This is a genomic window from Bacillus sp. 3a (genome assembly GCF_017161885.1).
In the GTDB taxonomy this organism is placed as follows: Bacteria; Bacillota; Bacilli; order Bacillales; family Bacillaceae; genus Bacillus; species Bacillus safensis.
In genome coordinates this window covers 2041494-2067522 of record NZ_CP067376.1, presented here as the reverse complement: position 1 = coordinate 2067522, position 26029 = coordinate 2041494, and the positions used below count along the sequence as shown (strand labels likewise).

30 protein-coding genes and 1 riboswitch are annotated in these 26029 nt (G+C 41.3%); of the genes, 4 read left to right on the top strand and 26 right to left on the bottom strand.

From position 1 onward, the window contains the following. The 15 genes from JJ692_RS10535 to JJ692_RS10465 form a co-directional block, all read right to left on the bottom strand. Positions 1 to 648: a M23 family metallopeptidase gene (locus JJ692_RS10535; protein ID WP_206533719.1), complete on the bottom strand. Its 648-nt coding sequence runs from the start codon at positions 646 to 648 to the stop codon at positions 1 to 3. Positions 649 to 752: 104 nt separating this feature from the next. Then, positions 753 to 1859 carry a sigma X negative regulator gene (locus JJ692_RS10530; RefSeq protein ID WP_206533718.1) on the bottom strand — a complete coding sequence of 369 codons (1107 nt, stop codon included), beginning with the start codon at positions 1857 to 1859 and terminating at the stop codon, positions 753 to 755. After that, entirely contained in the window at positions 1771 to 2379 is a 609-nt protein-coding gene (gene sigX, locus JJ692_RS10525; protein WP_024422837.1) for an RNA polymerase sigma factor SigX, read from the bottom strand. The genes JJ692_RS10530 and sigX overlap by 89 nt, the downstream gene beginning before the upstream one ends. A gap of 203 nt (positions 2380 to 2582) precedes the next feature. Next, positions 2583 to 4364 (bottom strand): ATP-binding protein, encoded by a 1782-nt coding sequence (locus tag JJ692_RS10520; RefSeq protein ID WP_122631056.1) that lies wholly within the window; start codon positions 4362 to 4364, stop codon positions 2583 to 2585. Beyond that, positions 4361 to 5083 (bottom strand): response regulator transcription factor, encoded by a 723-nt coding sequence (locus tag JJ692_RS10515; RefSeq protein ID WP_003215596.1) that lies wholly within the window; start codon positions 5081 to 5083, stop codon positions 4361 to 4363. The genes JJ692_RS10520 and JJ692_RS10515 overlap by 4 nt, the downstream gene beginning before the upstream one ends. 84 nt (positions 5084 to 5167) lie before the next feature. Next, positions 5168 to 6346, bottom strand: coding sequence for a c-type cytochrome biogenesis protein CcsB (gene ccsB / locus JJ692_RS10510; RefSeq protein ID WP_122631057.1), 1179 nt, complete (start codon positions 6344 to 6346; stop codon positions 5168 to 5170). Beyond that, positions 6330 to 8009, bottom strand: a complete 1680-nt coding sequence (gene resB, locus JJ692_RS10505; RefSeq protein ID WP_122631058.1) for a cytochrome c biogenesis protein ResB — start codon at positions 8007 to 8009, stop codon at positions 6330 to 6332. The genes ccsB and resB overlap by 17 nt, the downstream gene beginning before the upstream one ends. A 1-nt stretch (position 8010) precedes the next feature. Beyond that, entirely contained in the window at positions 8011 to 8541 is a 531-nt protein-coding gene (gene resA / locus JJ692_RS10500) for a thiol-disulfide oxidoreductase ResA (RefSeq protein ID WP_024422841.1), read from the bottom strand. Between the two features lie 90 nt (positions 8542 to 8631). Beyond that, positions 8632 to 9366: a 23S rRNA pseudouridine(2605) synthase RluB gene (gene rluB / locus JJ692_RS10495; RefSeq protein ID WP_024422842.1), complete on the bottom strand. Its 735-nt coding sequence runs from the start codon at positions 9364 to 9366 to the stop codon at positions 8632 to 8634. A gap of 135 nt (positions 9367 to 9501) precedes the next feature. Continuing rightward, positions 9502 to 10038, bottom strand: a complete 537-nt coding sequence (locus JJ692_RS10490) for a spore maturation protein (RefSeq protein WP_024422843.1) — start codon at positions 10036 to 10038, stop codon at positions 9502 to 9504. A gap of 4 nt (positions 10039 to 10042) precedes the next feature. Continuing rightward, complete coding sequence (locus JJ692_RS10485) at positions 10043 to 10630, bottom strand: nucleoside recognition domain-containing protein (protein ID WP_024422844.1); 588 nt, start codon at positions 10628 to 10630, stop codon at positions 10043 to 10045. Next, a complete protein-coding gene (locus tag JJ692_RS10480; protein ID WP_039179629.1) occupies positions 10618 to 11769 on the bottom strand; it encodes a D-alanyl-D-alanine carboxypeptidase family protein in 1152 nt (383 codons plus the stop codon). The genes JJ692_RS10485 and JJ692_RS10480 overlap by 13 nt, the downstream gene beginning before the upstream one ends. Positions 11770 to 11882: 113 nt before the next feature. Then, positions 11883 to 12362 (bottom strand): YpuI family protein, encoded by a 480-nt coding sequence (locus JJ692_RS10475; protein WP_206533717.1) that lies wholly within the window; start codon positions 12360 to 12362, stop codon positions 11883 to 11885. A gap of 113 nt (positions 12363 to 12475) precedes the next feature. Beyond that, on the bottom strand, positions 12476 to 13069 hold the full coding sequence (gene scpB / locus JJ692_RS10470) for an SMC-Scp complex subunit ScpB (protein ID WP_024422847.1): 594 nt from the start codon (positions 13067 to 13069) through the stop codon (positions 12476 to 12478). Then, entirely contained in the window at positions 13059 to 13817 is a 759-nt protein-coding gene (locus JJ692_RS10465; RefSeq protein WP_024422848.1) for a segregation/condensation protein A, read from the bottom strand. Before JJ692_RS10465 ends, scpB begins: the two co-directional genes overlap by 11 nt. Positions 13818 to 14026: 209 nt before the next feature. Between JJ692_RS10465 and JJ692_RS10460 the strand changes: the two genes are divergently transcribed. Next, positions 14027 to 14119, top strand: a complete 93-nt coding sequence (locus tag JJ692_RS10460) for a YjcZ family sporulation protein (RefSeq protein WP_012010430.1) — start codon at positions 14027 to 14029, stop codon at positions 14117 to 14119. A gap of 90 nt (positions 14120 to 14209) precedes the next feature. Next, positions 14210 to 14734, top strand: a complete 525-nt coding sequence (locus JJ692_RS10455; protein WP_024422849.1) for a DUF309 domain-containing protein — start codon at positions 14210 to 14212, stop codon at positions 14732 to 14734. A gap of 24 nt (positions 14735 to 14758) precedes the next feature. Here the strand turns inward: JJ692_RS10455 and JJ692_RS10450 are convergent, their stop codons facing one another. The 7 genes from JJ692_RS10450 to JJ692_RS10420 all read right to left on the bottom strand — a co-directional run bounded on the left by JJ692_RS10450 (position 14759) and on the right by JJ692_RS10420 (position 19110). Continuing rightward, positions 14759 to 15112, bottom strand: a complete 354-nt coding sequence (locus JJ692_RS10450; protein ID WP_024422850.1) for a GNAT family N-acetyltransferase — start codon at positions 15110 to 15112, stop codon at positions 14759 to 14761. 113 nt (positions 15113 to 15225) lie between these two features. Beyond that, the gene (gene ribH / locus JJ692_RS10445) at positions 15226 to 15690 is read right to left on the bottom strand and encodes a 6,7-dimethyl-8-ribityllumazine synthase (protein WP_029706184.1); all 465 of its coding nucleotides are present in this window, start codon (positions 15688 to 15690) and stop codon (positions 15226 to 15228) included. 26 nt (positions 15691 to 15716) lie between these two features. After that, on the bottom strand, positions 15717 to 16343 hold the full coding sequence (gene ribB / locus JJ692_RS10440; protein WP_080652974.1) for a 3,4-dihydroxy-2-butanone-4-phosphate synthase: 627 nt from the start codon (positions 16341 to 16343) through the stop codon (positions 15717 to 15719). Between the two features lie 11 nt (positions 16344 to 16354). Beyond that, positions 16355 to 17005 (bottom strand): riboflavin synthase, encoded by a 651-nt coding sequence (ribE, locus tag JJ692_RS10435; RefSeq protein WP_206533716.1) that lies wholly within the window; start codon positions 17003 to 17005, stop codon positions 16355 to 16357. A 253-nt stretch (positions 17006 to 17258) separates the two neighbouring features. Further along, positions 17259 to 17400: riboswitch (FMN riboswitch) on the bottom strand. A 106-nt stretch (positions 17401 to 17506) separates the two neighbouring features. Next, the gene (locus tag JJ692_RS10430; RefSeq protein ID WP_034623431.1) at positions 17507 to 17851 is read right to left on the bottom strand and encodes a hypothetical protein; all 345 of its coding nucleotides are present in this window, start codon (positions 17849 to 17851) and stop codon (positions 17507 to 17509) included. Between the two features lie 229 nt (positions 17852 to 18080). Beyond that, positions 18081 to 18416 carry a DUF2164 domain-containing protein gene (locus JJ692_RS10425; protein WP_241257930.1) on the bottom strand — a complete coding sequence of 112 codons (336 nt, stop codon included), beginning with the start codon at positions 18414 to 18416 and terminating at the stop codon, positions 18081 to 18083. 112 nt (positions 18417 to 18528) lie between these two features. Next, the gene (locus JJ692_RS10420; protein WP_206533715.1) at positions 18529 to 19110 is read right to left on the bottom strand and encodes a TetR/AcrR family transcriptional regulator; all 582 of its coding nucleotides are present in this window, start codon (positions 19108 to 19110) and stop codon (positions 18529 to 18531) included. A gap of 287 nt (positions 19111 to 19397) precedes the next feature. On the opposite strand from JJ692_RS10420, the gene JJ692_RS10415 reads away from it, so the two are divergent. Beyond that, positions 19398 to 20636: an MFS transporter gene (locus JJ692_RS10415; RefSeq protein ID WP_481747510.1), complete on the top strand. Its 1239-nt coding sequence runs from the start codon at positions 19398 to 19400 to the stop codon at positions 20634 to 20636. 229 nt (positions 20637 to 20865) lie between these two features. Here the strand turns inward: JJ692_RS10415 and JJ692_RS10410 are convergent, their stop codons facing one another. After that, positions 20866 to 21303, bottom strand: a complete 438-nt coding sequence (locus JJ692_RS10410; protein ID WP_008359679.1) for a peptidylprolyl isomerase — start codon at positions 21301 to 21303, stop codon at positions 20866 to 20868. A gap of 322 nt (positions 21304 to 21625) precedes the next feature. Between JJ692_RS10410 and JJ692_RS10405 the strand changes: the two genes are divergently transcribed. Continuing rightward, positions 21626 to 22510: a DUF1002 domain-containing protein gene (locus tag JJ692_RS10405; protein ID WP_024422856.1), complete on the top strand. Its 885-nt coding sequence runs from the start codon at positions 21626 to 21628 to the stop codon at positions 22508 to 22510. A 39-nt stretch (positions 22511 to 22549) separates the two neighbouring features. On the opposite strand, the gene lysA is transcribed toward JJ692_RS10405, so the two are convergent. From lysA to spoVAEA, 3 genes are all read right to left on the bottom strand, one after another. After that, a complete protein-coding gene (gene lysA / locus JJ692_RS10400; RefSeq protein ID WP_024428064.1) occupies positions 22550 to 23875 on the bottom strand; it encodes a diaminopimelate decarboxylase in 1326 nt (441 codons plus the stop codon). Positions 23876 to 23990: 115 nt separating this feature from the next. Further along, on the bottom strand, positions 23991 to 25463 hold the full coding sequence (locus JJ692_RS10395) for a spore germination protein (protein WP_029708045.1): 1473 nt from the start codon (positions 25461 to 25463) through the stop codon (positions 23991 to 23993). After that, entirely contained in the window at positions 25417 to 26025 is a 609-nt protein-coding gene (gene spoVAEA / locus JJ692_RS10390) for a stage V sporulation protein SpoVABEA (protein WP_024422859.1), read from the bottom strand. Before spoVAEA ends, JJ692_RS10395 begins: the two co-directional genes overlap by 47 nt. Positions 26026 to 26029: the final 4 nt, after the last annotated feature.

Genomic DNA, 26029 nt, shown 5'->3' with positions numbered 1-26029 from the left:
TTATTTTGTTGAAACCATTAAACGATCTCCTGTTCGAATGAGGTGAGTGGTCAGCTCATTGATCTTTTTCAATTGTTCCACAGTCATTTCATGCGCCCTTGCTATCGACCAAAGGGTATCCCCTTGTTTAATGACATATGTATTTTTTTCATGTCCATTTACATGAAGAGCCGGCTCTTGGAAGCGTTCCACAGCAATCATTTTGAGCGGATCTATTGCATCCTCTTTGCTGACTGACCAATTGCCACGATGTACTTCAAAATGCAAATGAGTGCCTCTGGAGGCCCCTGTGTTGCCAATTATGCCAATCGGCTGTCCCGCTTGTACATGGTCACCCTTTTTCACAAAACGCTCGTGTAAATGAGCATAGACAGTTTCGTATCCATTCGGATGCTGAATAAATACAACTTCTCCATATGTAGCCGATACATACGAACGCGTGACCACACCTTCACTTGCAGCAAAAATGGATTCTCCTTCTGGCGCAGCTATATCTAATCCCTTATGCGAACCGCCCCTTGTCCCAAACAAGTCAGTGACTTCTCCTTTCACTGGTTCCACCCATTCGGTTGTCTTCTGTGCATGGGCAAATGGCGCTAAGATCAAGAGCAAAAAACAGCTGGCACCTATGAAGCAATACCTTTTCATCAGTGACTCCCCTTCTTTGAGGTTCTTTTCATGACAGCTTAGTATACAGCAAGAAGATCATTTTCTATACATCAAAAAAGAACGCAATGAAATGCTTGCGTCCTTTAACGTTCTTTGATGACAACTGGATTCGGCAGAGCCGGTACCTCTATTGGTTCATTTAATTCATATGGTCCTATTTGATCTGTTCCTGCATATTGAATGGTGACATCTGTAAAACCAAAATCTTTTGCTGTGAGCAGCAGACCTTCAATGAGTAGAGTATGATCAATTGAGTCCGATAATTGTGCTGATGCTCCAAACGTGATGGTTACATGCTTACCTTTTGATGTCACTTCTTTAATGGGTTCTTCTTTAATTAATGGTTCAAGTCCAGAATCACTCGTGCGTTTCATGGCCTCTACCGCATCTTCATAAGTAGAATAATGTGTTTTTGAGGGCACCAAAAAAGTCCCGCTCTTATTTTCTAACACGTAATAAGCTTTCTTCGTTTGTTTATCAATTGATATCGTGCCAAAGCTGCTAGTCCCTAATTGAAGATGAGAACCTTTGACTGACCTGACCTCCACTTGTTTATACCTGCTCCATTTGAGCGTTTCTTTTACCATATCTTTAAATCGATTGGCTTCCTTTATCGTATCAAGGGACAAATCATTTTTTAACTGAAAAACAAGTGTATTCCCATTTTCACGAAGGTCCACCATCTCAAGATAAGATTGAAGAGGCTTTGTCATTTCAGGCAGCTGCACCTGTTCATATGTGTTCATCAATTCCTGCAAATGGCCATGTTCATTCTCTTTTTCAATACTTATGGGAACCACTTGAGATGTCGATTCATCTATGTATGCAACCGTCATATACTTTTGCTTGTCTTCATGAGAAACAACGTGTGTGGTACCATTTGCCTGTTTGACGGGCTCTAATGTGGCATTTGCCTGTCCTTTGTCAGCACTTGATTCCATTTTCATCTGTTGATGCTGTTCTTGAGCAGCCGGCTGAAATAAATGAGGAGAAATTAAAAACGCCATAAATAAAACCACAACGGTTGCCACCGCTGGACCGATCCATTTGACACTTTTCTTTTTCTTCCCGCTTGCCATCAGCACCTGCTGGTATATCTGCTTAGATGAACGGTTGTCCTCCACCTTTGGAAGCTGACTTAGTAACACCTTGATTCGTTCTTCGCTCCAATCGGACCTGTTCGTTTTCATTCACTAGCTCCTCCTTCAAAAGCTCCATATGTTTTCGGAGCACTTTCAGGCCTCGGTGCTGCGTTGTTTTGACTTTGCTTTCCGAGAACTTTAGCGCCTTTGCCGTCTCCATGATTGAGTAGCCCTGGATAAACCTTAAAATGATGACAGCTCTTTGATCAATCGTGCAGTGATCAAGCGCGGCATAAATTTCTTTAGTATTTTCATCCTGTACAGCCAGTTCGTCTGGGAGCAAGTCTGGGTCTTTTACATCCTGCTTATCCCAATCAAACGTGCCGAGTACCCGTTGTCTAATGGTTTGCTGCTTGCGAAACCAGTCAATCGCCACATGCCTTGCAATTGAAAACAGCCATGTTTTCTCGCTGCTTCTTCCTTCAAAAGTTTTATATGAGTGAAGTACCCGAATGTAAACCTCCTGTACGAGATCCTCTGCCTGATTTTTATCTTTAACCATGTAAAATAAAAACTGGTACAAATCTTGATGGTACGAATCATATATTTTTTGAAAGGTTTCATGCATAGGAAACCCCTCCGTTCACTTATTTTTGTCGAGTGACTCTTATAAAACGTTACATTACAACTTTATGACAAATATATTACAAGTTCGACAGTTTGGGAAGGGCTTTTTGTTTAACTTCTCCTTAAAAATTTGAAAATAGAAAAAACACTTCATTTTCTTTACGAAAAGAAGTGTTTCTCATGTAACAAGATTCTTCGTCAAGATTAGACGAGTTCCTGCTTTTTTCTCGGAATATAGAATGTGAAGTGTGTACCTGCACCCGCTTTGCTATGAGCATGTATAGAGCCTTGATGTGCCTCGACGATGTTCTTCACAATCGCAAGGCCAAGTCCAGTACCAGAACGTCCTCTTGTCCTTGCTTTATCGGCTTTATAGAAGCGTTCGAAAATAAAGGGCAGATCCTCTTCCGGAATTCCGCTCCCCGAATCTTTTACATCCATTTTCAGTCCGTTCTCCACCGATTGAACCGAGAAGTGAACCTCGCCGCCCTCTGGTGTATGACGAATGGCATTATCAATGAGATTCGTAAACACTTGCTCGATCTTATCTGGATCGAATAAAAAATTCGGTTCATCCACTTGAATATCATACGTAAGGTCGATTTGTTTTTCTTTCGCAATCCCGAGAAACTTGCGGTAGATCTTCTCAGTCAGCTCTTCCGTATCTGTTGATTCAAGATTCAGTGTAATATGACCTGCTTCCATTCTCGCTAGATCTAGAAGGTCATTCACAAGACGTCCCATTCGAAGTGATTCATCATAGATAATTTGCGCAATCTCTTTCTTTTCTTCTTCTGATCCTGCAATATCATCTACAATCGCTTCACTGTACCCTTGCAGCATGGCAATTGGTGTACGAAGTTCATGACTGACATTGGCAATGAAGTCTTTTCTCAGTTTATCAAGTCTTCGTTCCTCCGTCATATCACGAAGGACTGCAACTGCTCCCCTGACATCCTGCTGATTATACAGCGGAGACATAAGAAGAACCCAGGTGCGCCCTTGTAGCGTAACTTCGATCATTTGCTCTTTTTCTGTGCTGACAGCTGTATGAAATAGCTCGCGCGCTTCTGGCGGCAGTTCATCTCCATCTTTGATCTTCATATTTTGCTCGTAATACCATGCCTGCAAAAATCGTTCTGCTGGAGGATTTGTCATCAAGATCGTTCCATCAATATTGATGGTGATGACGCCATCAGCCATACTGCTTAAAATATTAGATAAATGTTCTTTTTCTTGATTTAAGGCTGTGATATGGAATTTAAGCTGCTTCCCCATTTGATTAAAGGCGATCGCCAGTTCTCCAATTTCATCTTGCGTTAAAATAGGAATCTTTGTATCAAATTTCCCTTTCGCCAAATCTTGTGCACCCTCTCTCATCTTTCTGAGAGGATAGGTGACACGTGTTGACAAGAAGAAAGCGAATATAGTGGTCAGTACAATGGCAATTCCGGCTGCTAAGAAGATGTAGCGTGTCGTATGTTTCGTTGTTTGTTCTACAGCGAGGAGTGACTGAGAAAGAAAGACCATGCCTTTTTTTCCGTTCGCCTCATATGGAACACCGACTACAATCCGTTCATCTTTTTGATTGCCTGCATCAGGTTCTGCACGTTTACTGATTTTTTTACGATCTTTCAGTGCTTGATTTAAATCGCTGTCTGCTTCAATTTGTTTCTTTGTAATCGCAGGAAGCTTCCCGTCTTTTTCAGACGAATACCACTCTAGCCCGTCCTCTTGGATGATCGCAATACTCGTCAATTTGTCAGCGAGCTCTGATGTAATCGACCTTGCAAGCGATTGATCCTCATGGCTTTCTAAAATGACCGCTACTTTGTTTGCCATTTGTGTTAAATCAGATTTTGCTTCTTCTACATGATAATTCTCAATGAACTCTAAAAGAAGCACAGTTAAAATAGATAAAACGATCAAGACGAGGAAAAGAATGGTTAACCATAGCTTTCCTACAACACTTTTCCACAGTTTCATTCAGCGCCGACCTCAAATTTGTACCCGACACCCCATACAGTTACGATTTTTTTCGCTGCTTCTGGTGACACTTTATTCAGTTTTTCACGAAGTCGTTTGACATGAGTATCAACTGTTCGTAAGTCTCCAAAGAATTCATATTGCCATACTTCTTTTAGCAGCTTTTCTCTGTCATAGACCTTATCTGGTGTTTTTGCAAGGAAATATAAAAGCTCATATTCCTTCGGCGTGAGGCTGACTTCTTTGCCATCAGCCGTCACTCTATGTGCATCATGGTCAATAGAAAGATGAGAAAACACAAGAACATCCTTTGTTGTTGTCCCAGTATTCAAATAAGACGTTTGAGACGATCTTCTGAGCAATGCCTTTACACGTAAAACCACTTCACGCGGGCTGAAAGGTTTGACGATGTAGTCATCCGTTCCTGCCTCAAATCCTTGAACGCGGTTTGCTTCTTCTCCTTTTGCCGTCAGCATAATGATTGGAGTCGCTTTTTTGTCTCGAATTTGATTACACACTTCGATTCCATCTGTACCAGGCATCATTAAATCGAGCAAAATGAGGTCGTAATCGGTTTGAAGCCCTTTTTGAATCGCCTCATCTCCATTTTCCGCTTCATCGATTTCATAATTTTCACGTTCTAAATACATTTTTAAAAGGCGGCGAATTCTTGCCTCATCATCTACGACTAATATTTTCGTTTGAGTTGTGTGTTCCATTAGACAGTCCTCCTGCTTTCTCCGTTGTTACATTCATTTTAACAAAAAGCCGAATTGAATCATAAAAGTTGGCTTTTCCTTGTATTATGCGTAAGAATGAAGCCCCGCAATGACAAGGTTGACAAAGATGAGATTAAACATAATAATGGCGAAGCCGATCACAGCAAGCCATGCGGACTTTTCACCATGCCAGCCTCGCGACAAGCGAAGATGAAGATAGGCAGCATAAAAGAGAAACGTAATCAATGCCCATACTTCCTTCGGGTCCCAGCCCCAAAACCTAGTCCATGCAATTTGCGCCCAGATCATGGCAAAGATCAGCCCGCCTAACGCAAATACAGGGAAACCAATCGAAACAGCCCTATACCCAATTTCATCAACTAAGTCTAGGTTCACCTGTTTCACTAGCGGTTGAAGCAGTGCGCTCAGCCGTTTGCGAATGATCAATCGAACGAGTCCGTATATGATCAGCCCTACGCCAAATGACCATAACACCGTATTGACCTTTCTACCTGAAAAAACAGGCGGCAGCTCAACAAACGGTTCCAAACGATCTTCCGTCATAAGCTCCCCTTTATGAGGTCCGACAAGAGCTGGCAGCTCATAGACCATCTCACTTTTTTCTTTATTTTTATCGATCCAATTAAATGTCGCTTCATATCCTGTCATTCTAAAGATAGACGTGACAGCGATAAATGCAAGTGTGACCACAATCATAAACATGACAAGCTCTAAACCAAACGTCTTCTTCCCTGGCTTTGTTTGATCCACATGCTTTAATAGAAAGATGACACCTGCCACAAAGCTGATGGCTAAAATGGCTTGGCCAAGTGCTGCTGTTGTCACGTGAATATAAAGCCAATTACTTTGAAGTGAAGGAATCAGCGGTGAAATATCTGATGGGAACATACTTGCATAGGCAATAATCAATAAAGCGATTGGAAGGGTGAATAAACCAAGTACAGATACTTGATACACAAAATATAAAATGATGAATGCAAGCACCAGCATCATGCCAAAAGCCGTTGTGAACTCAAACAAATTACTGACTGGTGCATGGCCAGATGCGATCCATCTTGAAATAAAATAGCCCAACTGGCTCAAAAAACCGATGATGGTAAGCGTAATACCAATGAGTGCCGCCTTATTCCTGCGCGTTCCTTCTTCTTTCTTTTTTCCCTTAATGGCACCACCAAAAAAAGGAACTGCCGCTAAATAAAATAGAAAAGCTGCAAATAACAGATTTTCACTGACTGCCGCCATCTAATCCTTCCCCCTTGCTTTTGCTGATACTTGTTGTATCAGGCAGTTCTTTTTGATCAACTGGCTGTTTGATGCCACTGCCGCTTAGTAACACACCAAGATCGGACTTTAAGCCGAACCAGTTTTTGTTTGTATGTCCTGCCACCAATACTTTTCCATCCTTTGCCGACAGCCATATTCTTCTATGCTGCCAATACATCCCCTGCACGACACCAATCATGAAGATGATTCCGCCTACTATGAGCACGCCAAGTGTTAAATCCTTTCTAACTGTTAACCCTGTGACGTTTTTCGTTTCAACCCGATCAAACTTCATTTTATATAAATTATTATCAGAACCCTCTACTGTCTCTTGAATGGCGACAAAGCTTTTTTCACCTTTAGGTTTTTCAGGAGAAATCATTTCAAACACGAAAGCAGGATTATTCGGATTCCTTGTTTTCGTACTCGGCGTTCCATCATCGTCAAAATAAAAATCAGGCAGATAGCTCATCACCTTGACTTTGTAACCGCTACCAAGATCATATTCTGACTTAGGCTCCAGCAGATTAATCTTCACTGTACCGAAAGATTTTTCTGTATCTTTACGAATCAGCTGAAAGACCATTTGATCGAGTTCATTTTGTTTAAAATCCACTTGATATAAGGAGAAATTGTCAAACTTGAGCGGTTCATTCACTTTGATATCGTGTTCTGTTACCTGCTTCAGCTTGGGCTTTTCACCAAATACAACTTCTCCTTCACGTTTGTATAAAATGGCATCCGTTTTATAGCTTTTCACCACTTGACCGTCGCCAGCTTTTTCAATGGCATTCTCAAACACTTCTTTTTCATTTCCAGTTTCATAGCGATCAATTGAAAACGCATTATTTTTCAAGAAGTATTGACCATCCGTACCTGGAATTGGTGCAGTTTCCCCTTCTCTGACCCAAAGCGTTTCATCCACGTACATGCCCGGGACAAACCGGAGCATCGCTCCAATGAGAAAGATGATTAGTCCAATGTGATTGACGTAAGGTCCCCAGCGTGAAAAACGTCCTTTTTCGGCTAAAATATGCCCATTTTCTTCTCGCACGCGGTAACGCTTTTGTTTCATTGCTCTTATGATGCCTTCATATGTATGCTGATCTAATGTTTTGTCTGTCTCGCTAAACAGACGCTGTCTTCTCATAAAGCCTTCTTTTTTGATAACCCCTTGGTTTTTGAGTGCTCGATAAAGAGGAATAACGCGGTCGAGACTGCAAATGACAAGGGAGATTCCGATTGATGCGACAAGAGCTAAAAACCACCAAGAATTATAAAGATCATGGAATCCAAGTGTGTAATACAGTTTGCCAAACGATCCATATTGCTCTTCATAATACGTGGAAGCAGATGCACCTGGCGGAATAAATCGCTCCTGCGGAAAAATCGTTCCAAGCGAAGAAGCGAGCAGTGTAATGACAATCAGCCACACACCCACTTTAACAGAAGAAAAAAAGTTCCATACTTTATCAACAATCGTTTTGTTGTATGTTTGCGAGCGTCTTGCACTGCCGTCATATCTCATATCAAGCAGCTTTGAAGAGTTTTTCTCTTTAGCCGCAATGGGATTCCCGCATGATTCACATAGAACAGTACCGATTGGATTAATATGTCCACACTCGCACTTTACCTCTTTCATTCTATGACCCCTTTGGTTTAATCAAATTCATATATTCATAGACATTACGTTCTGTCATCGTTCCCTTTATGACTTTGATTACCTTGCCTTCAGGACTGATTAAAAATGTGGTTGGCAGCGGCGTAATATCATATGCCTCTGTCACTTGACGATCTTTGTCCATGGCAACAGGAAAATTCACGCCATAGGATTCCATAAAATTTTTCACGGCAATCTTGGATTCCGCAACATTGACTGCAACAATTTCCACACCGCGATCCTTGAACACTTCATATTGATTCGCCATATAAGGAAATTCTTGTTTACACGGACCACACCATGTACCCCAAAAATTAAGAAAGACACCTTTGCCTTTTAAGTCCTTTAACTCAATCCGATCCCCATCGACAGATTGAAGGACAAAGTTTGGCGCAATAGATCCTTCTTTGACTCGATCCTGTTTGGCAAATACTGAGTTATACATTGTATAACATAGTGCAGCAAGCATCACGAGGAGAATGCCCGTCCGTATGAAAAACCGTCTTTTTTTCATCTGAAGTACCCCTTCCCCATAGACATTCAGGTAAATTATAGCATTCTCCTTCTTTTGATGCTTCTTCATTTTTTGAAGTTTATGTGAAAATTAAAAAGCGCTTTTCCCATGATCGGCAATTGCTCTCAGGCGCTTTACTTCATGCGGAGACAATTCTCTGCGGTCTCCTGGTCTCATACCTTCAATATGAAGGAACGAATATTGCTCTCTTTTTAGCTTTAACACATCATGTCCAATCGCTTCAAACATGCGGCGCACCTGTCTGTTTCTGCCTTCGTGAATGGTTAATTGAACAATACAAGTTTGTTTTCGTTTATCAATAGAAAGCATTTTCGCACGAGCAGGTGCTGTTTTTTTATGATCTAACATGATCCCTTTTTCTAGCTTTCTAAGCAGTTCCTTTGATGGAATGCCTTTTAGCTTCGCTGCATACGTTTTATCAATTTCGTATTTCGGGTGCATGAGCTTATGGGCAAATTCCCCATCATTTGTAATCAAAATCAAACCGCTCGTATCATAATCTAACCGCCCGATTGGATAAAGGCGCTGCGGGACATCATCAAAGAAATCTGTGACGACCTTGCGTCCTTTATCATCCTCGGCAGCCGAAATGACGCCGCGCGGTTTATAAAGCATAAAGTAAACCGGTTCTTCTCTTTCAAGCTTTAATCCATTGACTTCAATTTTATCTGAAGAGCCCACCTTCACTCCGAGCTCTGTCACTGTTTGACCATTAACGGTAACTCGTCCTTCTTTAATTAATTCTTCAGCCTTTCGTCTTGAAGCGACGCCGGCATGTGCAATTACTTTCTGTAAACGTTCCATTTGTCTTTCACCTCATGTACTATCTTACTTGCTTGACTTAAAACAAACAAGCATTCGTGGAAAAATAAGCGTTTCGTCTGTCTAATTTCAGCTAAAAAGCGATTTTCCATCCATGAAATACAAAAAAGCGCCTGATTAGGCGCCGCTAAATAACAAACTGACGATAATCACAGAGGCAATGACACCAATGAGATCTGCTAGCAAACCTACTTTCAGCGCATCTCCCATTTTTTTAATCCCGACTGCTCCAAAATAGACCGTTAAAATGTAAAGGGTGGTGTCTGTTGACCCTTGCATGACAGCTGCAAGCTGGCCAATAAAAGAATCTGGGCCGTACGTCGCTATTAAGTCAGATGTCATTCCGAGTGCAGCTGTTCCTGATATCGGGCGAATAAACGCAAGCGGCACGACTTCTGGCGGGAAACCAATCGCTGTAAAGACTGGTTTTAATAGTCCCATAACAAAATCAAGCGCACCTGATGCACGAAATATCGTAATGGCTACAAGCATACCGACTAAATAGGGAATGATTGAAAAGGCAATTTGAATGCCCTCTTTTCCTCCCTCCACAAATGTTTCATAGGTTGGTACCTTTTTAATGGTTCCAGCAATCAAAATTCCTGCGATGATCAGTGGAATCAAAGCAAGTGACAGCCAGTTAATAAATGCCACAAGATCACCCCCGCCTGCTTCTGCGATAGTGGAAATAACGATCGATGATAATTGCACCGATTCCTGAAATGAGTGTTGCTAAAATGGTTGGCCCTACAATGTCTGTTGGCTGATCTGCCCCATAGGTCATTCTTATTGCAATGACGGTTGTTGGGACAAGTGTGATAGAGGATGTGTTGACCGCTAGAAATGTAATCATAGACCGGCTTGCCTCATTTTTTCCGCCGTTTAATGCTTTCATCTGCTCCATCGCCTTAATTCCAAGCGGTGTAGCGGCATTCCCGAGACCAAAGAAATTCGCCATGAGATTGGATAAAATATATCCCATCGCAGGATGATTAGGCGGAATATCCGGGAATAGCTTTGAAATAAAGGGCCGGCACAATTTACTAAAGAAATTTAACAGCCCTGCCTCTTCGGCAATCTTCATGAGCCCGAGCCAAAAAACGAGGACACTAATCAAACCAATTGAAATGGTAACCGCTTCTTTTGAGCCTTTAAATACAGCCTCGTTCACTTCCTGCATCGTTCCATTAAACATCGCATAGACAAGACCGATGACAGTGAGAAATACCCAAATTAGATTGACCATGAAGATCCGCCTATAGATGTCTGAAAGACAGACTTAAACATTTCTTGAAAGCTTTTTTGAGGCATGCGGTTTCGTTTATTTTCATAAAAAATCGGTAATTGCTCGATCACCTGTCCATCTAATAAAATCGTCATTTTTCCAACAACATCTGGGATGGCTTCGGCGTTTTTTTTCCATTTCTTTTTAGGGGTGAGCATTTCCGTTTCAATTTTGACAAGTTTTTTCTCATCTTCATTTAAAAAATAGTCCACATCACGCTTGATAAACGCTTTTTTTTCGTAAAAGGTCCCTTTTAACGAAGCAAGCCTTCCTTTTTCAGCAAGCACATACGTTTTATAGTGATCAAATGCATATTCAAACATAGAAATATGATCCTTCCAGTCGTCAGGTGCATTAATGGTCACAGCGATCAGCTGAGCATCACCCTTTGCAGCGGTGGAGACAAGTGTTCGTTTTGCAAGCTTTGTATATCCTGTTTTTCCTCCAGTGGAATATTCGTATAAACCGGTGAGCAGCTTGTTTTTATTTTTCCAATAGCCTTCCATTGTCTTCGCTTTATAGAAAGTTGTACCGGCAATTTTTTGATATTGTTTATGTTTCATCGCGTATTTTGTTAGGATCGCCATGTCATAGGCTGATGAATAATGATTTTTATGATCATCGAGTCCGTGCGGATTTTGAAAATTCGTATTCTCCATTCCTAGTTCAGCTGCCTTTTGGTTCATCATAAAGATAAATCCTTCTAAGCTGCCGCCAACATGCTCTGCAATGGCAACAGCTGCATCATTTCCAGAACGCAGCATGAGCCCGTATGTCAAATCTTCTAAGCTCACCTTCTGCCCTTCCTTTAAATAAATGGATGAACCCTCCGCCTGAATCGCACGTTTTGATACTTTGACAGTATCTTTCATTTTTCCTGATTCAATGGCTAATACAGCCGTCATGATTTTTGTAATACTGGCGATTCTTCTTTTTTCGTGCTCGTCCTTTCCAAATAGGACTCTGCCTGACTGTCCATCTATTAAAATGGCGCTTCTTGCACTCACTGATAATGAAATGTCTGCTTTGGCATGTGAGGAAAAAGGCAGTAAGAGTGTAAATAGAAGAAGGACTGCTGTTCCAATTTTTAAATAGGGCATGTTCATTCACGTCCTTGTCCGTTTTGTACAAGTGTATGCTCAGCTGAAAAAGTTATGATGCCTCGTCCATAAAAAAAAGCGCCTCTACGTATAGAGGCGCTTCTTCAAATTGCTTATACCATTTTCACTTGCTGATGAGAAGTCGTATATTCCAGCTCTTCTCTCATCGCTAAAAAGTCTTTTTCTAATGAAGAAAATAATCGTTTCATATCAGCGGATACTTCATGGTGAAAAACAATGCTGCTTTTTCCTGTATAGGCCGAACGGCTGTCTTCATACCATGTATCCTTTTTAGGCGTGAAAAATTCTTCAATACATTGATGATAAATACGGTGGAGCATCTGCTGTGCGGCTTGCTGCGGGAATGTCTGCTGCTGGCCCATTTTCCTGCAAACTGCTGCTGCATCCTCGCTGTACACTGCAAGCTTCCGTAATGTACTCAATATGTCACAATAATAGGCTTCCGCTTCGGGGTTTAATCGTTTCAAGCTTGATAAGGTGGTTTCGTTCAGAAAACCATTCATTTCAATTGCAACCTTTGATAAAAAGACGCCTGCTTGATCAACTTGAGCCTTTACATTCATATGTGCCATTTGTTTCGTGTTTACCTTCCCCTCATGGCTTTGTCACCATTTTATCTGTCATCAAAAGATTTTAGACCTAAAATCTTTTTTATATTTTATCATACATTTTTCATTCTTTTGAACTATTTTATGTCTTCAAATGTTTGATTGAAGTTTTCAAAAAATAGATCGGCCTCTTCTTGTACTCCATCTGCTTCTACATTCTCTGGAAGCGGCGGTAATTCATCTAAAGCTTTTAAGCCAAATTGCTCTAAAAAGGTAGGGGTTGTCCCATACAGAATCGCTCGTCCCGGACCATCGGCACGTCCTACTTCACAGAGCAGTGCTTTGGCTACTAAGCTATGAAGTACCCGCTCTGATTTGACTCCTCTGATCTCCTCTACCTCACTGCGTGTAATCGGCTGTTTATAAGAAACAATGGCAAGCACCTCCAGCGCTGCCTGTGACAAACCCTTGGATGGTGTCTCGACTAATTTTTTTAAATACATGCTGTATTCTTTTTTCGTCAGCAGCATATATGAATCTGCATATTCAATGAGCTCAATCCCTCGTTCTTGTTTTTGATATTCTTCCTTTACGGAAGACATAATGTCGAGTAATACCGACTCATCTACTTCAAGAACAGACATGAGCTGTTTTCTTGTTAAGCCTTCGTCACCTGCTGCATACAGCAGCGCTTCTAAGATGGCTTTCCAATTCACGATATCAAGCGTCATGAATCGTTTCACTCCCTATGATATAAATGTCTTCAAAGTTCCCTTCCTGCTCTAGCATGATTTGATGACTTTTCATCAATTCGAGAACAGCAAGAAACGTCACGACAAGGTGTTCCTTTTGATCATGTTGAAATAGAGTCATGAAATTGGTCCGCTTTTTTGTTTTTCTTAAATGGTTCATAATCTCATTCATTTTGTCTTCAATCGGGATTTCTTGTCTTGTAATCTTTGATGGTGCTGGTTTCGTTATTTTCTTTCGATTTAATACCTTTTGGAACGCACCTAACATATCATACACCGTTACGTGTAAATTTGTGTCCTTCGCTTCTGATTCTTTTGCAAATTCGCTTAAATCACTCGGTGGTTTTGTAAAGGCATTTTGCCTTTCTTCTTCGCGTTCCTTTAGTTCTTGTGCTGCATTTTTATACTTGCGGTATTCAATCAATTTGCCAATCAGCTCTTCTCGAGGGTCTTCTTCCTCTTCGAGCAGGTCTTCATCAAACAGCTCTTCCTCTTGTTTCGGAAGAAGCATTCTGCTTTTAATACTCAGGAGGGTTGCAGCCATGACCAAATATTCACTCGCAACATCGAGCTCAAGCTCCCTCATCGTGTGGACATATAATAAATACTGCTCCGTAATTTTAGCGACGGGAATATCATAAATATCAATTTCCAACCGGTTAATTAAATGTAAAAGCAAGTCCAAAGGACCCTCGAACGAATCTATTTTCACCTGATATTCCAGCATCTTTTTCTCACCATTTCTACTGTCTTCTAAGTACCGTTTCACCGGCTAACCTTTAGTATAAGACAGGATAAAGCTCTCGTCCAATATAATTTCGGCCATGATGCCTTAGGCAAATCGAGAAAAACAGTGGATCCGCCCATACCAATAAGGGCATTTATACATAGAATACCATTGTAATCAGAACTGATGAAAAAGGAGGCCGTATCATTATGGGAGATGGCTATAACTTCGGCGGAGGATTCGCGCTAATTGTCGTGCTTTTCATCTTGCTGATCATCGTTGGCGCGGCTTGGGTTTATTAAAGAAACAGAGCGTCCTTTTCACTAAAGGGACGCTCTTTCTTCTTTTCTTTTCGATATGTTAGACTGAGAGTGGAAAAGGAGATGACCGCTGTGTATCCTGAAGCGTACGTGGCTTTTTTACACGAATTTCATACGACAAGAGATTATTTTGAGTGTCATGAAATTTTAGAGGAATATTGGAAAGAAGATCCCCCTGAGCAGCGCAAAGAATATTGGGTCGGGCTCATCCAGCTCGCTGTTGCCTTGTATCATCAAAGGCGGGGAAATGGAAAAGGAGCAAAACGGCTCATTTCTAACAGTCTTCATTTGTTAGAAGCAAACCGTTCAGTATTATCGAATCTCGGTCTGGATGATGAGGCATTTCTGATGCTTCTGAGAACGCTGAAAAAGAAAATGGATGAAGATATGCCCTATGAAAGTGTGATGCTGCCAATCAAAGATGAAGCACTTCTTTCTTTATGCCAAGAAATGGCCCAAAAAGAAGGACTGCTCTTTGGACAGGAAAGCAACTTATCCCATACATTTTTAATCGAAAAACATAGACTCCGTGACCGGACAGAAGTTTTGCTGGAACGAAAAAAGCAGATTGAACGTAAAAAAAGCAGAGGACTGTAGCCTCTGCTTTTACATGTGTGATATTTAATTTGATTCGCTGTGACACTTATGAAAGAAGCCTTGCGTTAATTCATTTGGAATGAGTGTTTTGGTTTTAAATATTTCTTCCACGGCTAAAACCATTTCCTTGCCGATTCCTTGATCACGATGGGATGGATTCACACTAATATGCTCAATTTGTACTTGGTCGTCTGTTTTCAACACACCAATAGCACCTACAATATCCTCGCCATCTTTCCATAGGAACAGCTGCCGATCTTCATCCATTTCATATGACTTCATCGTCTGCTGAAGCTGTTTGACGTCTTTCTCACCCGGCATAAAGGACAGAAGTCCCATGGCAATTTTTTCAAAAGACCTCTTGTAACGAATTAACATATATACCCCTCAATATTCAAATTATCCTAATTTCCAGCAAATGTCTTATGATTCATTTGCTCATCACACATTATAAACATTTTTATACCGTTTTTAAACTCTTTTTCACTAAATTAAGAGAACGTTCGATTGAGATTCGCCATTTCAATAGCAGCTGCAGCCGATTCGCTGCCTTTATTTCCTGCTTTTGTACCAGCTCTTTCAATGGCTTGTTCAATAGATTCTGTTGTGAGTACACCAAAGATAATCGGTACCCCTGTTGACATAGCACTCTGAGCAATTCCTTTAGCAGCTTCATTACAAACGTAATCATAGTGAGTCGTTGCGCCTCTGATCACGGTTCCAAGTGTGATGACTGCATCATATTTTTTGGTTTCTGCTAATTTTTTTGCCATGTACGGGATTTCAAAAGCGCCTGGTACCCACACAACATCGATATCATCACCATTTGCTCCGTGTCTGAGTAATGTATCTTCTGCTCCATCTAACAGTTTACTTGTAATAAAATCATTGAATCTCGCTACAACGATTGCAAATTTTAGTCCTTCTGCTACTACATGACCTTGTATTGTATTCATATGTTGATCATCCTTTTTTGTGATTTTTATTTTGTTTCAATAGCGGCTGTTCGATTGTTGTTTAAATATGTCTGTAATGCTTCGATTGTCAGCATCTTTAAATCATGCTGTTTTTGGATCTCCTTTAGTTCAGGGACGCGCGCCATTGATCCATCTGCATTCATAATTTCACATATGACACCCGCTGGCTCTGAGCCTGCCAGTTTAGCAAGATCAACCGCCGCCTCTGTATGACCTGGTCTTTCTAGTACGCCGCCCTCTTTTGCAATAAGCGGAAAAACATGTCCTGGACGGGCAAACTCTTCTGGTTTTGCGTCTTTATTTAACATGGCCAGCATAGTCGTGGAGCGCTCAAAAGCACTAATACCAGTCGTCGTTGTCACATGGTCGATGCTTACTGTAAACGCTGTATGGTGTGCATCCGTATTATGTTCAACCATTGGATGCAGATTCAGGTGTTTGGCGATCGACGCATGGACTGGCGTACAAATGAGGCCTCTTCCATGTAATGCCATGAAGTTAATCACCTCAGGTGTGGCATGCTCAGCGAGTGCCACAAAGTCTCCTTCATTTTCTCTGTCTTCATCATCCACTACGATAATGATTTCTCCTTGTTTAAGGGCATTTACTGCCTCATCAACGGAATGATACATACAATCGCCTCCTAGAATCCGTGCTCTTTTAGAAATGATGGGGTCAATCGAGATGGCTGTTTTTCGCTCTGCTCTTTTGTTAAAAAGCGATAAATGTATTTACCGATCATGTCACACTCTATATTCACGATATCCCCCATAGATTTAGTCGGGAAAATAGTTCCTTCAAGCGTGTGAGGAATAATAGAGACTGTGACATGTGAATCTCGCAAATCGAAAATGGTCAAGCTGACACCATCTATTGCGATCGAACCCTTTTGGGTGAGCATATCTGTGAGGGTCTTGTTCATCTTTAAATCATAGTAAATGGCATTACTCTTCTTTTCTATCCGGGTAATGACAGCCGTTCCATCAACATGGCCTGAGACAAAGTGGCCGCCAAATCGTCCATTTGAGGACATGGCTCTCTCTAAATTCACTGGACTGCCTTTTGTCAGCTGATCCAGCGATGTCGCTTTGACCGTCTCTGGCATCACATCTGCCGCGAACTGTTCTTTTGTGAAGCTAGTGACTGTGAGACATACTCCATTAATGGCGATACTGTCTCCGAGTTGAACATCTTCCAGCACACGGCTGCATGTAATGACAATTTCCATGGCATCTGCTGACTTTTTACTTAATGACTGAACGGTGCCAATTTCTTCAATTATCCCCGTAAACATGTGATCCTCCCTTTCGTTTCATTTGTATTTCTCACTTTTTAAAAAAGCGATGTTAGGGACATGTGATCGATTGAGCACCTTCGTCGCTTTTTATGGTCCATACAAGGTAGATGAGGGATCACCTAATAAACACTGCATGCAGTCTATTAACGACAAAATCATACAGAAAGCCCCGGAAAAAATTCCGGGGCTGTGGTTTTTTTGCATCAGAAATAAGACTATGATCAACAAATATTTTTCGTTCATAGCTTTCTTTATCCTTCTCCCATCCAGACTTTCACTGTCGGCTTCAGCTTTTCACTGAATCAACCGTTAATAAATTAACGGGTCACGGGCTGTAAAGCATTTGCTTTATTACCGTCGGTCGGGATTTTCACCCTGCCCCGAAGGATACAATCGATATTTAGCTGTCCTTAGGGGCTATTATAGCGATCCTTGTTGTCAAATGCAACAATCAAGATTTCTTCACAAAAAAAGTCTCCTTATAGGAAAGGAGACATGTTAATTTACGACTTTTACTACTTTTATCAGTCCATCTATTCTTTTTTCATTACTAAAGTAGGCTTTAATACGATCGCCTTTTTTCAGATCGGCCACATCATCTTCAAATTTCTTACCATTAAAAATGATTTTTGTGCCATTCTTCGCTTGACCGTAATATTCATCTCCATCAATTTTCGTAATGGTATATTCATAGATGGTGTAATCTTTATCATTATTTGTTAAGCTTTCGCCAATGGCTGTTGGCACATCTTCAATTTTCATGCCATTCATGTATAAATAACCTGCGCCTAAACAAAGCAGTAAAACAAATAAGATCGCCATTTTTAATTTAATTTTCCCCATATTTAGAACCTCCATCATCTGCACTTCGCCTATTTGTATGTTTTATTCCTTCTTTTATTGAAATAAAACCAAAAAAGCTGATTTTCATTAATGGTTACTTATATAACGATTCAGATGGCCTTTTGGTTCCACCTCTTAATCATTACATATGATACGAATATGTGTTCTTTATTAAGGGGGTCTTTTTCCTGTTTATTAGTTCGTCACACACCATACTGCAAGCTTTTCATTATATTCTTTTTTCGAGTGCAAATAAGTCTTCCTCTAACAATTGTGACCGCTGAACAGCGATGCTGCGGCTGTCGCGAACCCCTTGATTATAGTAGTAGCTTCCAAGGTTTTTTGTGATAAATTCTAGTATATTAATGGCTGCTAATTCACCAATCTCTTCTTCTCGTTCTTCGGCAAAATAACGCTGAATGGCCATCGTCATTTGATTTTTCTCTTCTTTTGTGAGTGGTTTCAAAGTATCCCCTTCTTTCTTTCCGATTTCTTCATTTGCATCTGATGTGCTGGCGCCCCGAAAATCGAATGTTTGTTCTCCTATCATATCATAAAAATACATTCTGCGCATGACTGCCCTATAAGAAAAAGCGTATTTTGATGTAATGGATCAAATACGCTTTCACTATGCTGTATGATTTTTTCACGGAAGCTGTCATGGCGTGTTGTCCATTTTATTTTAAAATGGATAGGATCGTCGCTACAGAATGATCTACAAATGAACGCTCTGGACGTGACTTCATGAGGACGGTAAGCCCGATGAAAGAAACGACCAGTGTCTGTGCTAAGGCTTTAGCATTCAAGCTGCTTTCAAGCTCACCCGAGCGAATACCTTGCACAATCTTTTCTTCAAATATGACCGAAAGATACATCTGATGCTCTCTTGTCAGAATTTCAAATTTCTCTTCGTGTGGAGCAAGCTCCACTATCGTATTAATGCAAAAACAGCCTTTACTCGGGCCATCTCTATATTCCTCTTCCACTACATCTGTAAATAATGTATGAAATGCTTCCTTTACAGATTGATTGTTTTGAAGTTTTGTTCGAATATGGGCTGCATGCTGCTTTGTATATTTACGTAATGCAGCCTCAAATAACTCCTCTTTATCTCCAAAGGCTGAGTATAAGCTTGGCCGCTGTATTCCCATTTTTGCAGTCAAATCGCTTAACGTTGTAGCTCTATACCCCTTTTTCCAAAAAAGCACCATTGCATCATCCAACGCTTTTTCCTCATCAAACTCACGCTGTCGAACCATCCTCAATTCCTCTTTTCAACAATAAAATCATTTCACCAAAACAATTATTCATTTATTTGTAAGGATATCATTTTTTATTACCAATCAGTACATTATAATTTTATTTTATTTATGTAAAATTGTCAAACTGTCTTTCTGCTTTCAAGATCAACTTAGAATGACTGGATTAAACTCTTGACTTCAAAACATTTTGTTGGTTATCCTTAACAGGAATCATTTTATACTTATCGGTATATTATACTTTTTAGTATAAAAAGGAGAGGATGCAATGAATGGTTAAAGATAAAATGACTACAAGAGATCATCCTAATATGAATTTTCGATTAAAACCTGAATCAAAGATGAGTCACTATATGGCACTACTTTTTGCAGCAGCGTGCGGGATGGCTGTGGCAAACATATACTTCGCACAACCGTTACTAGATTCACTGGCAGACGAGTTCGGTATCACGTATTCATCCATTGGTATTGTCATTACGATTACTCAGCTTTGTTATGCGGCGGGGCTGCTACTGATCGTACCGCTTGGTGATCTGTTGAATCGACGCCGGCTCATCATTGGTCAGATGCTTTTATCTGTGCTTGCCCTCATTCTAGTCGGCATCGCTCCTATCGTCACCGTCCTATTTCTAGGATTAGCAGTGGTCGGACTGCTCGCTGTAGTCACTCAGGTACTCGTTGCGTTTGCAGCAAGTTGGGCTGCTCCAGAAGAACGCGGCCGTATAGTCGGCTTGGTGCAAAGTGGAATCGTAACCGGCATTCTTCTCGCTCGAACCTTTGCTGGTGTATTAACCGATTTTGCTGGCTGGAGGTCTGTTTATCTTGTTTCTGCCGTCATCATGCTTATCCTAACTGGCGTATTGTTCCGAGTGCTCCCGCGTGATGACAGCAAAAGAGAGTCATTATCCTATGTTCATCTGCTTCGTTCAATGTTTATATTGTTCATACAAGAACGAATCCTGCGCATCCGTGGGATTTTGGCTCTTCTGATTTTTATCGTCTTTGGTACGTTATGGACTTCACTCGTACTGCCTCTCAGTACTCCGCCATACTCTCTTTCACATACTGCAATTGGCGCATTTGGTCTTGCTGGAGCAGCCGGAGCGTTAGGGGCTGCTCGGGCTGGCAGCCTTGCTGATCGAGGTTTTGGACAGTTCACAACTGGTATAGCCCTTGTCCTATTATTCATTTCATGGTTTTTCATCAGTTTCACTGAACATTCACTTATTGCATTAGTCATTGGCATTATCATTCTTGACCTATCTGTGCAGGCAGTTCATGTGACCAACCAGAGTATGATTTTTACAGTACGGGCTGAGGCGAGAAGCCGGCTTACTGCGGCTTACATGATTTTTTACTCCATCGGCAGTGCGACCGGTTCAATTGTTTCAACCAGTATATACGCGACCTATGGCTGGGGCGGAGTATGTCTCTTTGGTGCCTCTATCAGCGCTTTAGCCATTTTGTATTGGTTCATCACCTACCGCCTAACGAAACAAATCACAGTCGTCTCACAAACAAAATAAAAAAACACCGCGATTAAGCGGTGTCTTTTATTGTTGACAAAGGGCTAAAATGAACTTGATTTTAGCCCTTTGTCTTCTTTTCAGCGTGTTTGAAAACCTTTGAAGTCTAGGAAGGGCGAGCACTGGAACGGAGCGAATTTAACATTCGTGAGTACCGGAGCGCAGACCTGACACCGAATGCAAGGGTTTGTCTACACGCTGAAACACCGCGATTAAGCGGTGTTTTAGATTAAGCATCTACAACTTCAACTTTTTCCATGCCTTGCCCTTGCTCCATATCAAGTACAGCCTCGATACCAGATGTTACCTTGCCAAAAACCGTGTGAACACCGTTTAAGTGCGGCTGCGGGTCATGTACGATAAAGAATTGGCTGCCGCCTGTGTCTTTACCAGCATGTGCCATTGATAATGAACCTCTTTCGTGCTGATGTGGATTTCCTTCTGTTTCACATTTAATTGTGTAACCAGGACCACCCGTTCCATTACCGTTTGGGTCGCCGCCTTGGCTGACGAAGCCTGGGATCACGCGGTGGAATTTTAATCCATCGTAGAAGCCTTCATTCGCTAATTTTTCAAAGTTTGCTACTGTACCTGGAGCAGCCTCTGGGTAAAGTTCAAACTCAATTTTCTTTCCATTCGTTAATTGTATGTATCCTTTTTTCGCCATTTTTCACATTCTCCTTTCAAGTTAAACAACGCTCATTATAGCACATTTTCGGTGATGTTAAACATCCCCTGCTCTTCGATTGTCATTTACCTCTTAGCTGATGATTGATAAAATAGGGTTGCTTGATTCTTTTTTCCTAATAAAATGATATTTGACTAAATGACATGTCTTCATTTATCGGAACAGAAACACATCTTAAAAAGAAAATTGAAACGTCAAGCCGATTTGTTACGTCTATATGATGGAGTGCACTACTTTACGTGTACTCAAAAGCTAAAGTTTCTCTTGAAAGAGGAACGCTTTCGACTTGAAGGAGGTCAACATGTTTAAAAAAATGATGCTTGGTATGATGGCAGCGCTCCTTTTCCTTATTGGTGCGCCAAAAGTCAGCTTAGCGGATGCAGCTGTCGGCGATGTCATCGTCACACTCGGGCAAGACTTAACACCGGCTGATCGCCAGAAGGTGCTTGACGAGTTGAATCCACCTGAAAATGCGACAAAAATTGAAGTAACCAATAAAGAAGAGCACGAATATTTAGGAAAGTATATCCCTCGTTCTTCTATCGGGACGAGAGCATTATCATCTTCATCGATCACTATTGAAAAATCAGGTACTGGTCTCACTGTGGATACACACAACATCAAGACCATTACAGATGAGATGTATTTAAATGCTTTAATGACAGCAGGTGTCAAGGATGCCAAGGTTGTCGTGACTGCTCCATTTGAAGTATCTGGTACAGCCGCTCTGACGGGCTTACTAAAAGCGTATGAGGTGTCAAGCGACAAAGCCATTCCAGAAGATGTGAAGCAGGTGGCAAACGAAGAGCTTGTGACAACTTCTAAATTGGGTGACTCTATCGGGAAAGATAACGCTTCTGCCCTTATTGCAAAAATCAAAGATGACATTGCAAAAAACGGTGTCCCTAAAACCACAAAAGAAGTAGAAGAAAAAGTGGATCAGGCTGCTTCTGATTTGAACTTAAATCTGACGCAGGATCAAAAAGATCAGCTTGTCTCGCTATTTGATAAAATGAAAAACATCAATATCGATTGGAATCAAGTAGGATCTCAAATTGATAAAGCAAAAGACAAGATTACTAAATTCATAGAATCGGATGAAGGGAAAAACCTTCTTCAAAAGATTTGGGATTTCTTTGTCTCCATTTGGAATGCGATCGTTTCTGTATTCACTGGAGGAAAATAATTCATGAAAAAAAGCTGCCTGAACTCCAGGCGGCTTTTTTTAAGTAGATGATTTCACTTTTGATTGATACGGTAAATCAAGTTTCACAATGTCCTCATATGTTTCACGCTCAACCACAAGCTGCGCTTCCCCGTCTTCTACAAACACAACAGCTGGGCGCGGGATACGGTTATAGTTGTTTGACATACTATAGCCGTAAGCTCCGGTACAAAAGACAGCTAATAAATCCCCTTGTGATAATTCTGGCAGATCGATATCCCAAATGAGCATATCTCCGCTTTCACAGCATTTCCCGGCAATTGAAACCGTTTGATCATGCGTTTGGCTCATTTTGTTGGCACTTGCGGCTTCATATTTCGCTTGATATAAAGCTGGACGAATGTTATCACTCATTCCGCCATCTATCGCTACATAATCACGGATGCCAGGTACATGTTTTGATGATCCGATCGTATAAAGAGTCGTCCCTGCATCTCCAACAAGAGAACGGCCTGGTTCTATCCAAATCTCTGGCATATCGAACTGGTAGCGGGCCACGTTCTCTTTCACAGCTTGGATAATTTTTTCGACATATTCTGTCGCAGGAAGTGGTTCATCCTCTTCTGTATAACGAATCCCAAAGCCGCCGCCTAAGTTTAATACCGTAGAAATAAAACCAAATGATTCTCTCCATTCATCCAGCTTCAAAAAGATTTTATCGGCTGCAAGGACAAAACCAGCCGTATCAAAAATTTGTGAACCGATATGACAATGAACACCTAAAAGCTCGATCACTTCTGACCCAAGCACTTGTTTCACCGCTTCATCTGCTTGTCCATTGTGAAGATCAAAGCCAAATTTTGAATCCTCTTGACCTGTCGTAATGTAATCATGCGTATGCGCTTCGACACCAGGCGTGATGCGGAGCAATACTTTCACTTTTTTTGACAGCTCTTGACCAAGCTGTTCAATGAGCTTCATTTCATAGAAATTATCCACAACAATACAGCCGATCCCATGCTCTAAAGCCATTTTTAATTCTTCTCTGCTTTTATTATTGCCATGGAAATGAATTTTTTCTACTGGGAATCCAGCGCAAATGGCTGTGTGAAGCTCACCGCCTGATACGACATCAAGAGATAATCCTTCTTCTTTGGCAAGCTGAAACATGGCGATGGAGGAAAATGCTTTACTCGCATATGCTACCTGTGCCGTTAATTCTTCTTCTATAAATGCTTTTTGAAAGCTTTTTGCGCGCTCCCGTATTAAAGCCACATCATATACATAAAGTGGTGTCCCATACGTTTCAGCTAAAGAAACAGCATCAACACCACCAATTTCTAAATGACCGAGTTCATTTTGTCTGCAAGTGCCGTGTAAATACAATGTCATTCCCTCTTTCTCCACTTCGGCTGAAAAAAGGCAGCTGCGTGAGCTGCCTTTTGCCGTGTCTCAAAGTTAAAAATACAATATCACAATCTTCAGCCACTTTCAATGAGCGTTAAGAATTTGGCGGAATTTTTGATCTGTTTTGAGGGTGAACGATGCTCGGCCTTACTTTTGAGCCAGGAACAGACGTCCGAATCAGCACTTGCCACAAAGCCTTTCCATTGAAAGGAATGAACGGCCACATATAAGGCGTCTGTAATGAACGAATGGATGTTAAATAAATGATTAACAACGTAAAACCAATGATGAGTCCATTCAGCTTAAAGATCGCCACTAGTGCTAGGATGATGAGTCTTACAATTTTATTGGCGACACTCAGCTCATAGCTTGGCGTTGTAAAGGTACCGATCGCTGCCAGCGAGACGTATAAGATGACCTCTGGTGTAAATAAACCGACATCAATAGCGATTTGTCCAATTAAAACAGCTGCTATCAACCCCATGGCGGTCGACAATGCGGTTGGCGTATGAATGGCTGCCATCCTTAAAAACTCCACCCCGAAATCAGCAAGAAATACTTGGAGAATGACAGGGATATGAGAAGGTTTGTTAAACCCAATATAGCTTAAATTGTCAGGCAGGAGATTTGGTTCGAGAATAAAAAGAAACCAAATCGGCAAAAGAAAGGTAGAACATAAAATGCCTAAAAAGCGTACCCATCTTAGGAACGTACCAACGGCAGGCGCCTGGCGGTATTCTTCTGCATGCTGAACGTGGTGAAAAATAGTGGTTGGTGTAATGATGACACTAGGGGATGTATCCGTAATGATGATGACATGCCCTTCTAATATGTGGTTAGCAGCGACATCCGGACGCTCGGTGTAACGCACTAGCGGAAAGGGATTATATCCTTGCTTAATTATAAATTCTTCAATCGTTTTATCAGACATCGTCAGCCCATCGACTTTGATTCCTGATACTTCTTTTTCTATAATATCTACTAAGTCAGGGTCTGCAATATCTTCAATATAGCAAACACAAACATCCGCTTTTGAACGTTCGCCTACTTTGAGCATTTTGTATCTCAGCTTTTCATCCCGCACTCTTCTTCGAATAAGTGCTGTATTCACAATAATGTTCTCAACAAATCCGTCCCTTGCTCCCCTGACCACCTTTTCTGTATCCGGCTCCTCAGGCATTCTGCCAGGATAGCTTCTAACATCAATGATAAAGGCGTAGTTTTCACCTTCTACAACGACTGCTACAAGCCCAGACAGTACTTGATCCACTGCTTCATCCAACGTTTCTACCTTGGAGACCTGCTGATTGACGAGGCGGTTCTCGACTACATGTGCAAGATCATCGGATTCAGGTTCGTTGTCATTGATTTCGATTAGCTCTTTTAATAAGTAGATAATATACTGTGTATCACACAATCCGTTTACATAGTAAAGCTGGATTTCCTGATCGTGTATATAAATTTTCCGAACACCAAGGTCAAAGCTGAGACCCATTCCGACATTTTCCTTGAAGTAATCTTCATTTTTCTTCGGGTCTCGGTACACGTTTACCTTGTCTTTCTTCATGGAAACCACTCCTTTCTAATATTAATTCCACTGCTTTCATCGTGATTGGAGATCCCTTGCTCAGATCATCTTTCCGTCCCATCTTGCCAATATCTCCAATACCGACAACTAATGGAAGATTGAGGGAGTCAAGACAATACACTGTATCACCGCTCATTTTATGGGGCTCCATTTCGGGAAGACCGTGTTTGTCGACACCGTATTCTGTCAGTTCACCTTCCCTGTCAATGGAGACATGGACCTTTGTCCATTCGGCTTGGTGCGTTTTGGATGCAACTGCAATCGCTCCAATGACTTCGATTTCAGGGTGGCGCGCCACATGTTTCATCGCCGTCTCCCCTGTTCCTTCACCTGTCAAACCAGAATCATCAAACATCACAAAGACTGGATCATACGGCGTTTTTAAAATCATCTGAACAAGTTCAGGTCCTGTCCGTTTGCTTGGATTTCCTTTTGAGCTGGAAATACATCGTCCGCCGACGTTTTTAGCGGCAAGCTCAATGGTTTTGGCAGCATATATATCTCCGTCTGTCACTAAAATGACTTTCCGTCTTTGCCCCATATTC

Coding starts and splice junctions, on each gene's coding strand:
- JJ692_RS10535 (WP_206533719.1), bottom strand. CDS start 648: ATGAAAAGGTATTGCTTCATAGGTGCCAGCTGTTTTTTGCTCTTGATC.
- JJ692_RS10530 (WP_206533718.1), bottom strand. CDS start 1,859: ATGAAAACGAACAGGTCCGATTGGAGCGAAGAACGAATCAAGGTGTTA.
- sigX (WP_024422837.1), bottom strand. CDS start 2,379: ATGCATGAAACCTTTCAAAAAATATATGATTCGTACCATCAAGATTTG.
- JJ692_RS10520 (WP_122631056.1), bottom strand. CDS start 4,364: ATGAAACTGTGGAAAAGTGTTGTAGGAAAGCTATGGTTAACCATTCTT.
- JJ692_RS10515 (WP_003215596.1), bottom strand. CDS start 5,083: ATGGAACACACAACTCAAACGAAAATATTAGTCGTAGATGATGAGGCA.
- ccsB (WP_122631057.1), bottom strand. CDS start 6,346: ATGGCGGCAGTCAGTGAAAATCTGTTATTTGCAGCTTTTCTATTTTAT.
- resB (WP_122631058.1), bottom strand. CDS start 8,009: ATGAAAGAGGTAAAGTGCGAGTGTGGACATATTAATCCAATCGGTACT.
- resA (WP_024422841.1), bottom strand. CDS start 8,541: ATGAAAAAAAGACGGTTTTTCATACGGACGGGCATTCTCCTCGTGATG.
- rluB (WP_024422842.1), bottom strand. CDS start 9,366: ATGGAACGTTTACAGAAAGTAATTGCACATGCCGGCGTCGCTTCAAGA.
- JJ692_RS10485 (WP_024422844.1), bottom strand. CDS start 10,630: ATGGTCAATCTAATTTGGGTATTTCTCACTGTCATCGGTCTTGTCTAT.
- JJ692_RS10480 (WP_039179629.1), bottom strand. CDS start 11,769: ATGCCCTATTTAAAAATTGGAACAGCAGTCCTTCTTCTATTTACACTC.
- JJ692_RS10475 (WP_206533717.1), bottom strand. CDS start 12,362: ATGGCACATATGAATGTAAAGGCTCAAGTTGATCAAGCAGGCGTCTTT.
- scpB (WP_024422847.1), bottom strand. CDS start 13,069: ATGACGCTTGATATCGTGAATTGGAAAGCCATCTTAGAAGCGCTGCTG.
- JJ692_RS10465 (WP_024422848.1), bottom strand. CDS start 13,817: ATGCTGGAATATCAGGTGAAAATAGATTCGTTCGAGGGTCCTTTGGAC.
- JJ692_RS10460 (WP_012010430.1), top strand. CDS start 14,027: ATGGGAGATGGCTATAACTTCGGCGGAGGATTCGCGCTAATTGTCGTG.
- JJ692_RS10450 (WP_024422850.1), bottom strand. CDS start 15,112: ATGTTAATTCGTTACAAGAGGTCTTTTGAAAAAATTGCCATGGGACTT.
- ribH (WP_029706184.1), bottom strand. CDS start 15,690: ATGAATACAATACAAGGTCATGTAGTAGCAGAAGGACTAAAATTTGCA.
- ribB (WP_080652974.1), bottom strand. CDS start 16,343: ATGTATCATTCCGTTGATGAGGCAGTAAATGCCCTTAAACAAGGAGAA.
- ribE (WP_206533716.1), bottom strand. CDS start 17,005: ATGTTTACGGGGATAATTGAAGAAATTGGCACCGTTCAGTCATTAAGT.
- JJ692_RS10430 (WP_034623431.1), bottom strand. CDS start 17,851: ATGGGGAAAATTAAATTAAAAATGGCGATCTTATTTGTTTTACTGCTT.
- JJ692_RS10425 (WP_241257930.1), bottom strand. CDS start 18,416: ATGTATTTTTATGATATGATAGGAGAACAAACATTCGATTTTCGGGGC.
- JJ692_RS10420 (WP_206533715.1), bottom strand. CDS start 19,110: ATGGTTCGACAGCGTGAGTTTGATGAGGAAAAAGCGTTGGATGATGCA.
- JJ692_RS10415 (WP_481747510.1), top strand. CDS start 19,398: ATGACTACAAGAGATCATCCTAATATGAATTTTCGATTAAAACCTGAA.
- JJ692_RS10410 (WP_008359679.1), bottom strand. CDS start 21,303: ATGGCGAAAAAAGGATACATACAATTAACGAATGGAAAGAAAATTGAG.
- JJ692_RS10405 (WP_024422856.1), top strand. CDS start 21,626: ATGTTTAAAAAAATGATGCTTGGTATGATGGCAGCGCTCCTTTTCCTT.
- JJ692_RS10395 (WP_029708045.1), bottom strand. CDS start 25,463: ATGAAGAAAGACAAGGTAAACGTGTACCGAGACCCGAAGAAAAATGAA.
- spoVAEA (WP_024422859.1), bottom strand. CDS start 26,025: ATGGGGCAAAGACGGAAAGTCATTTTAGTGACAGACGGAGATATATAT.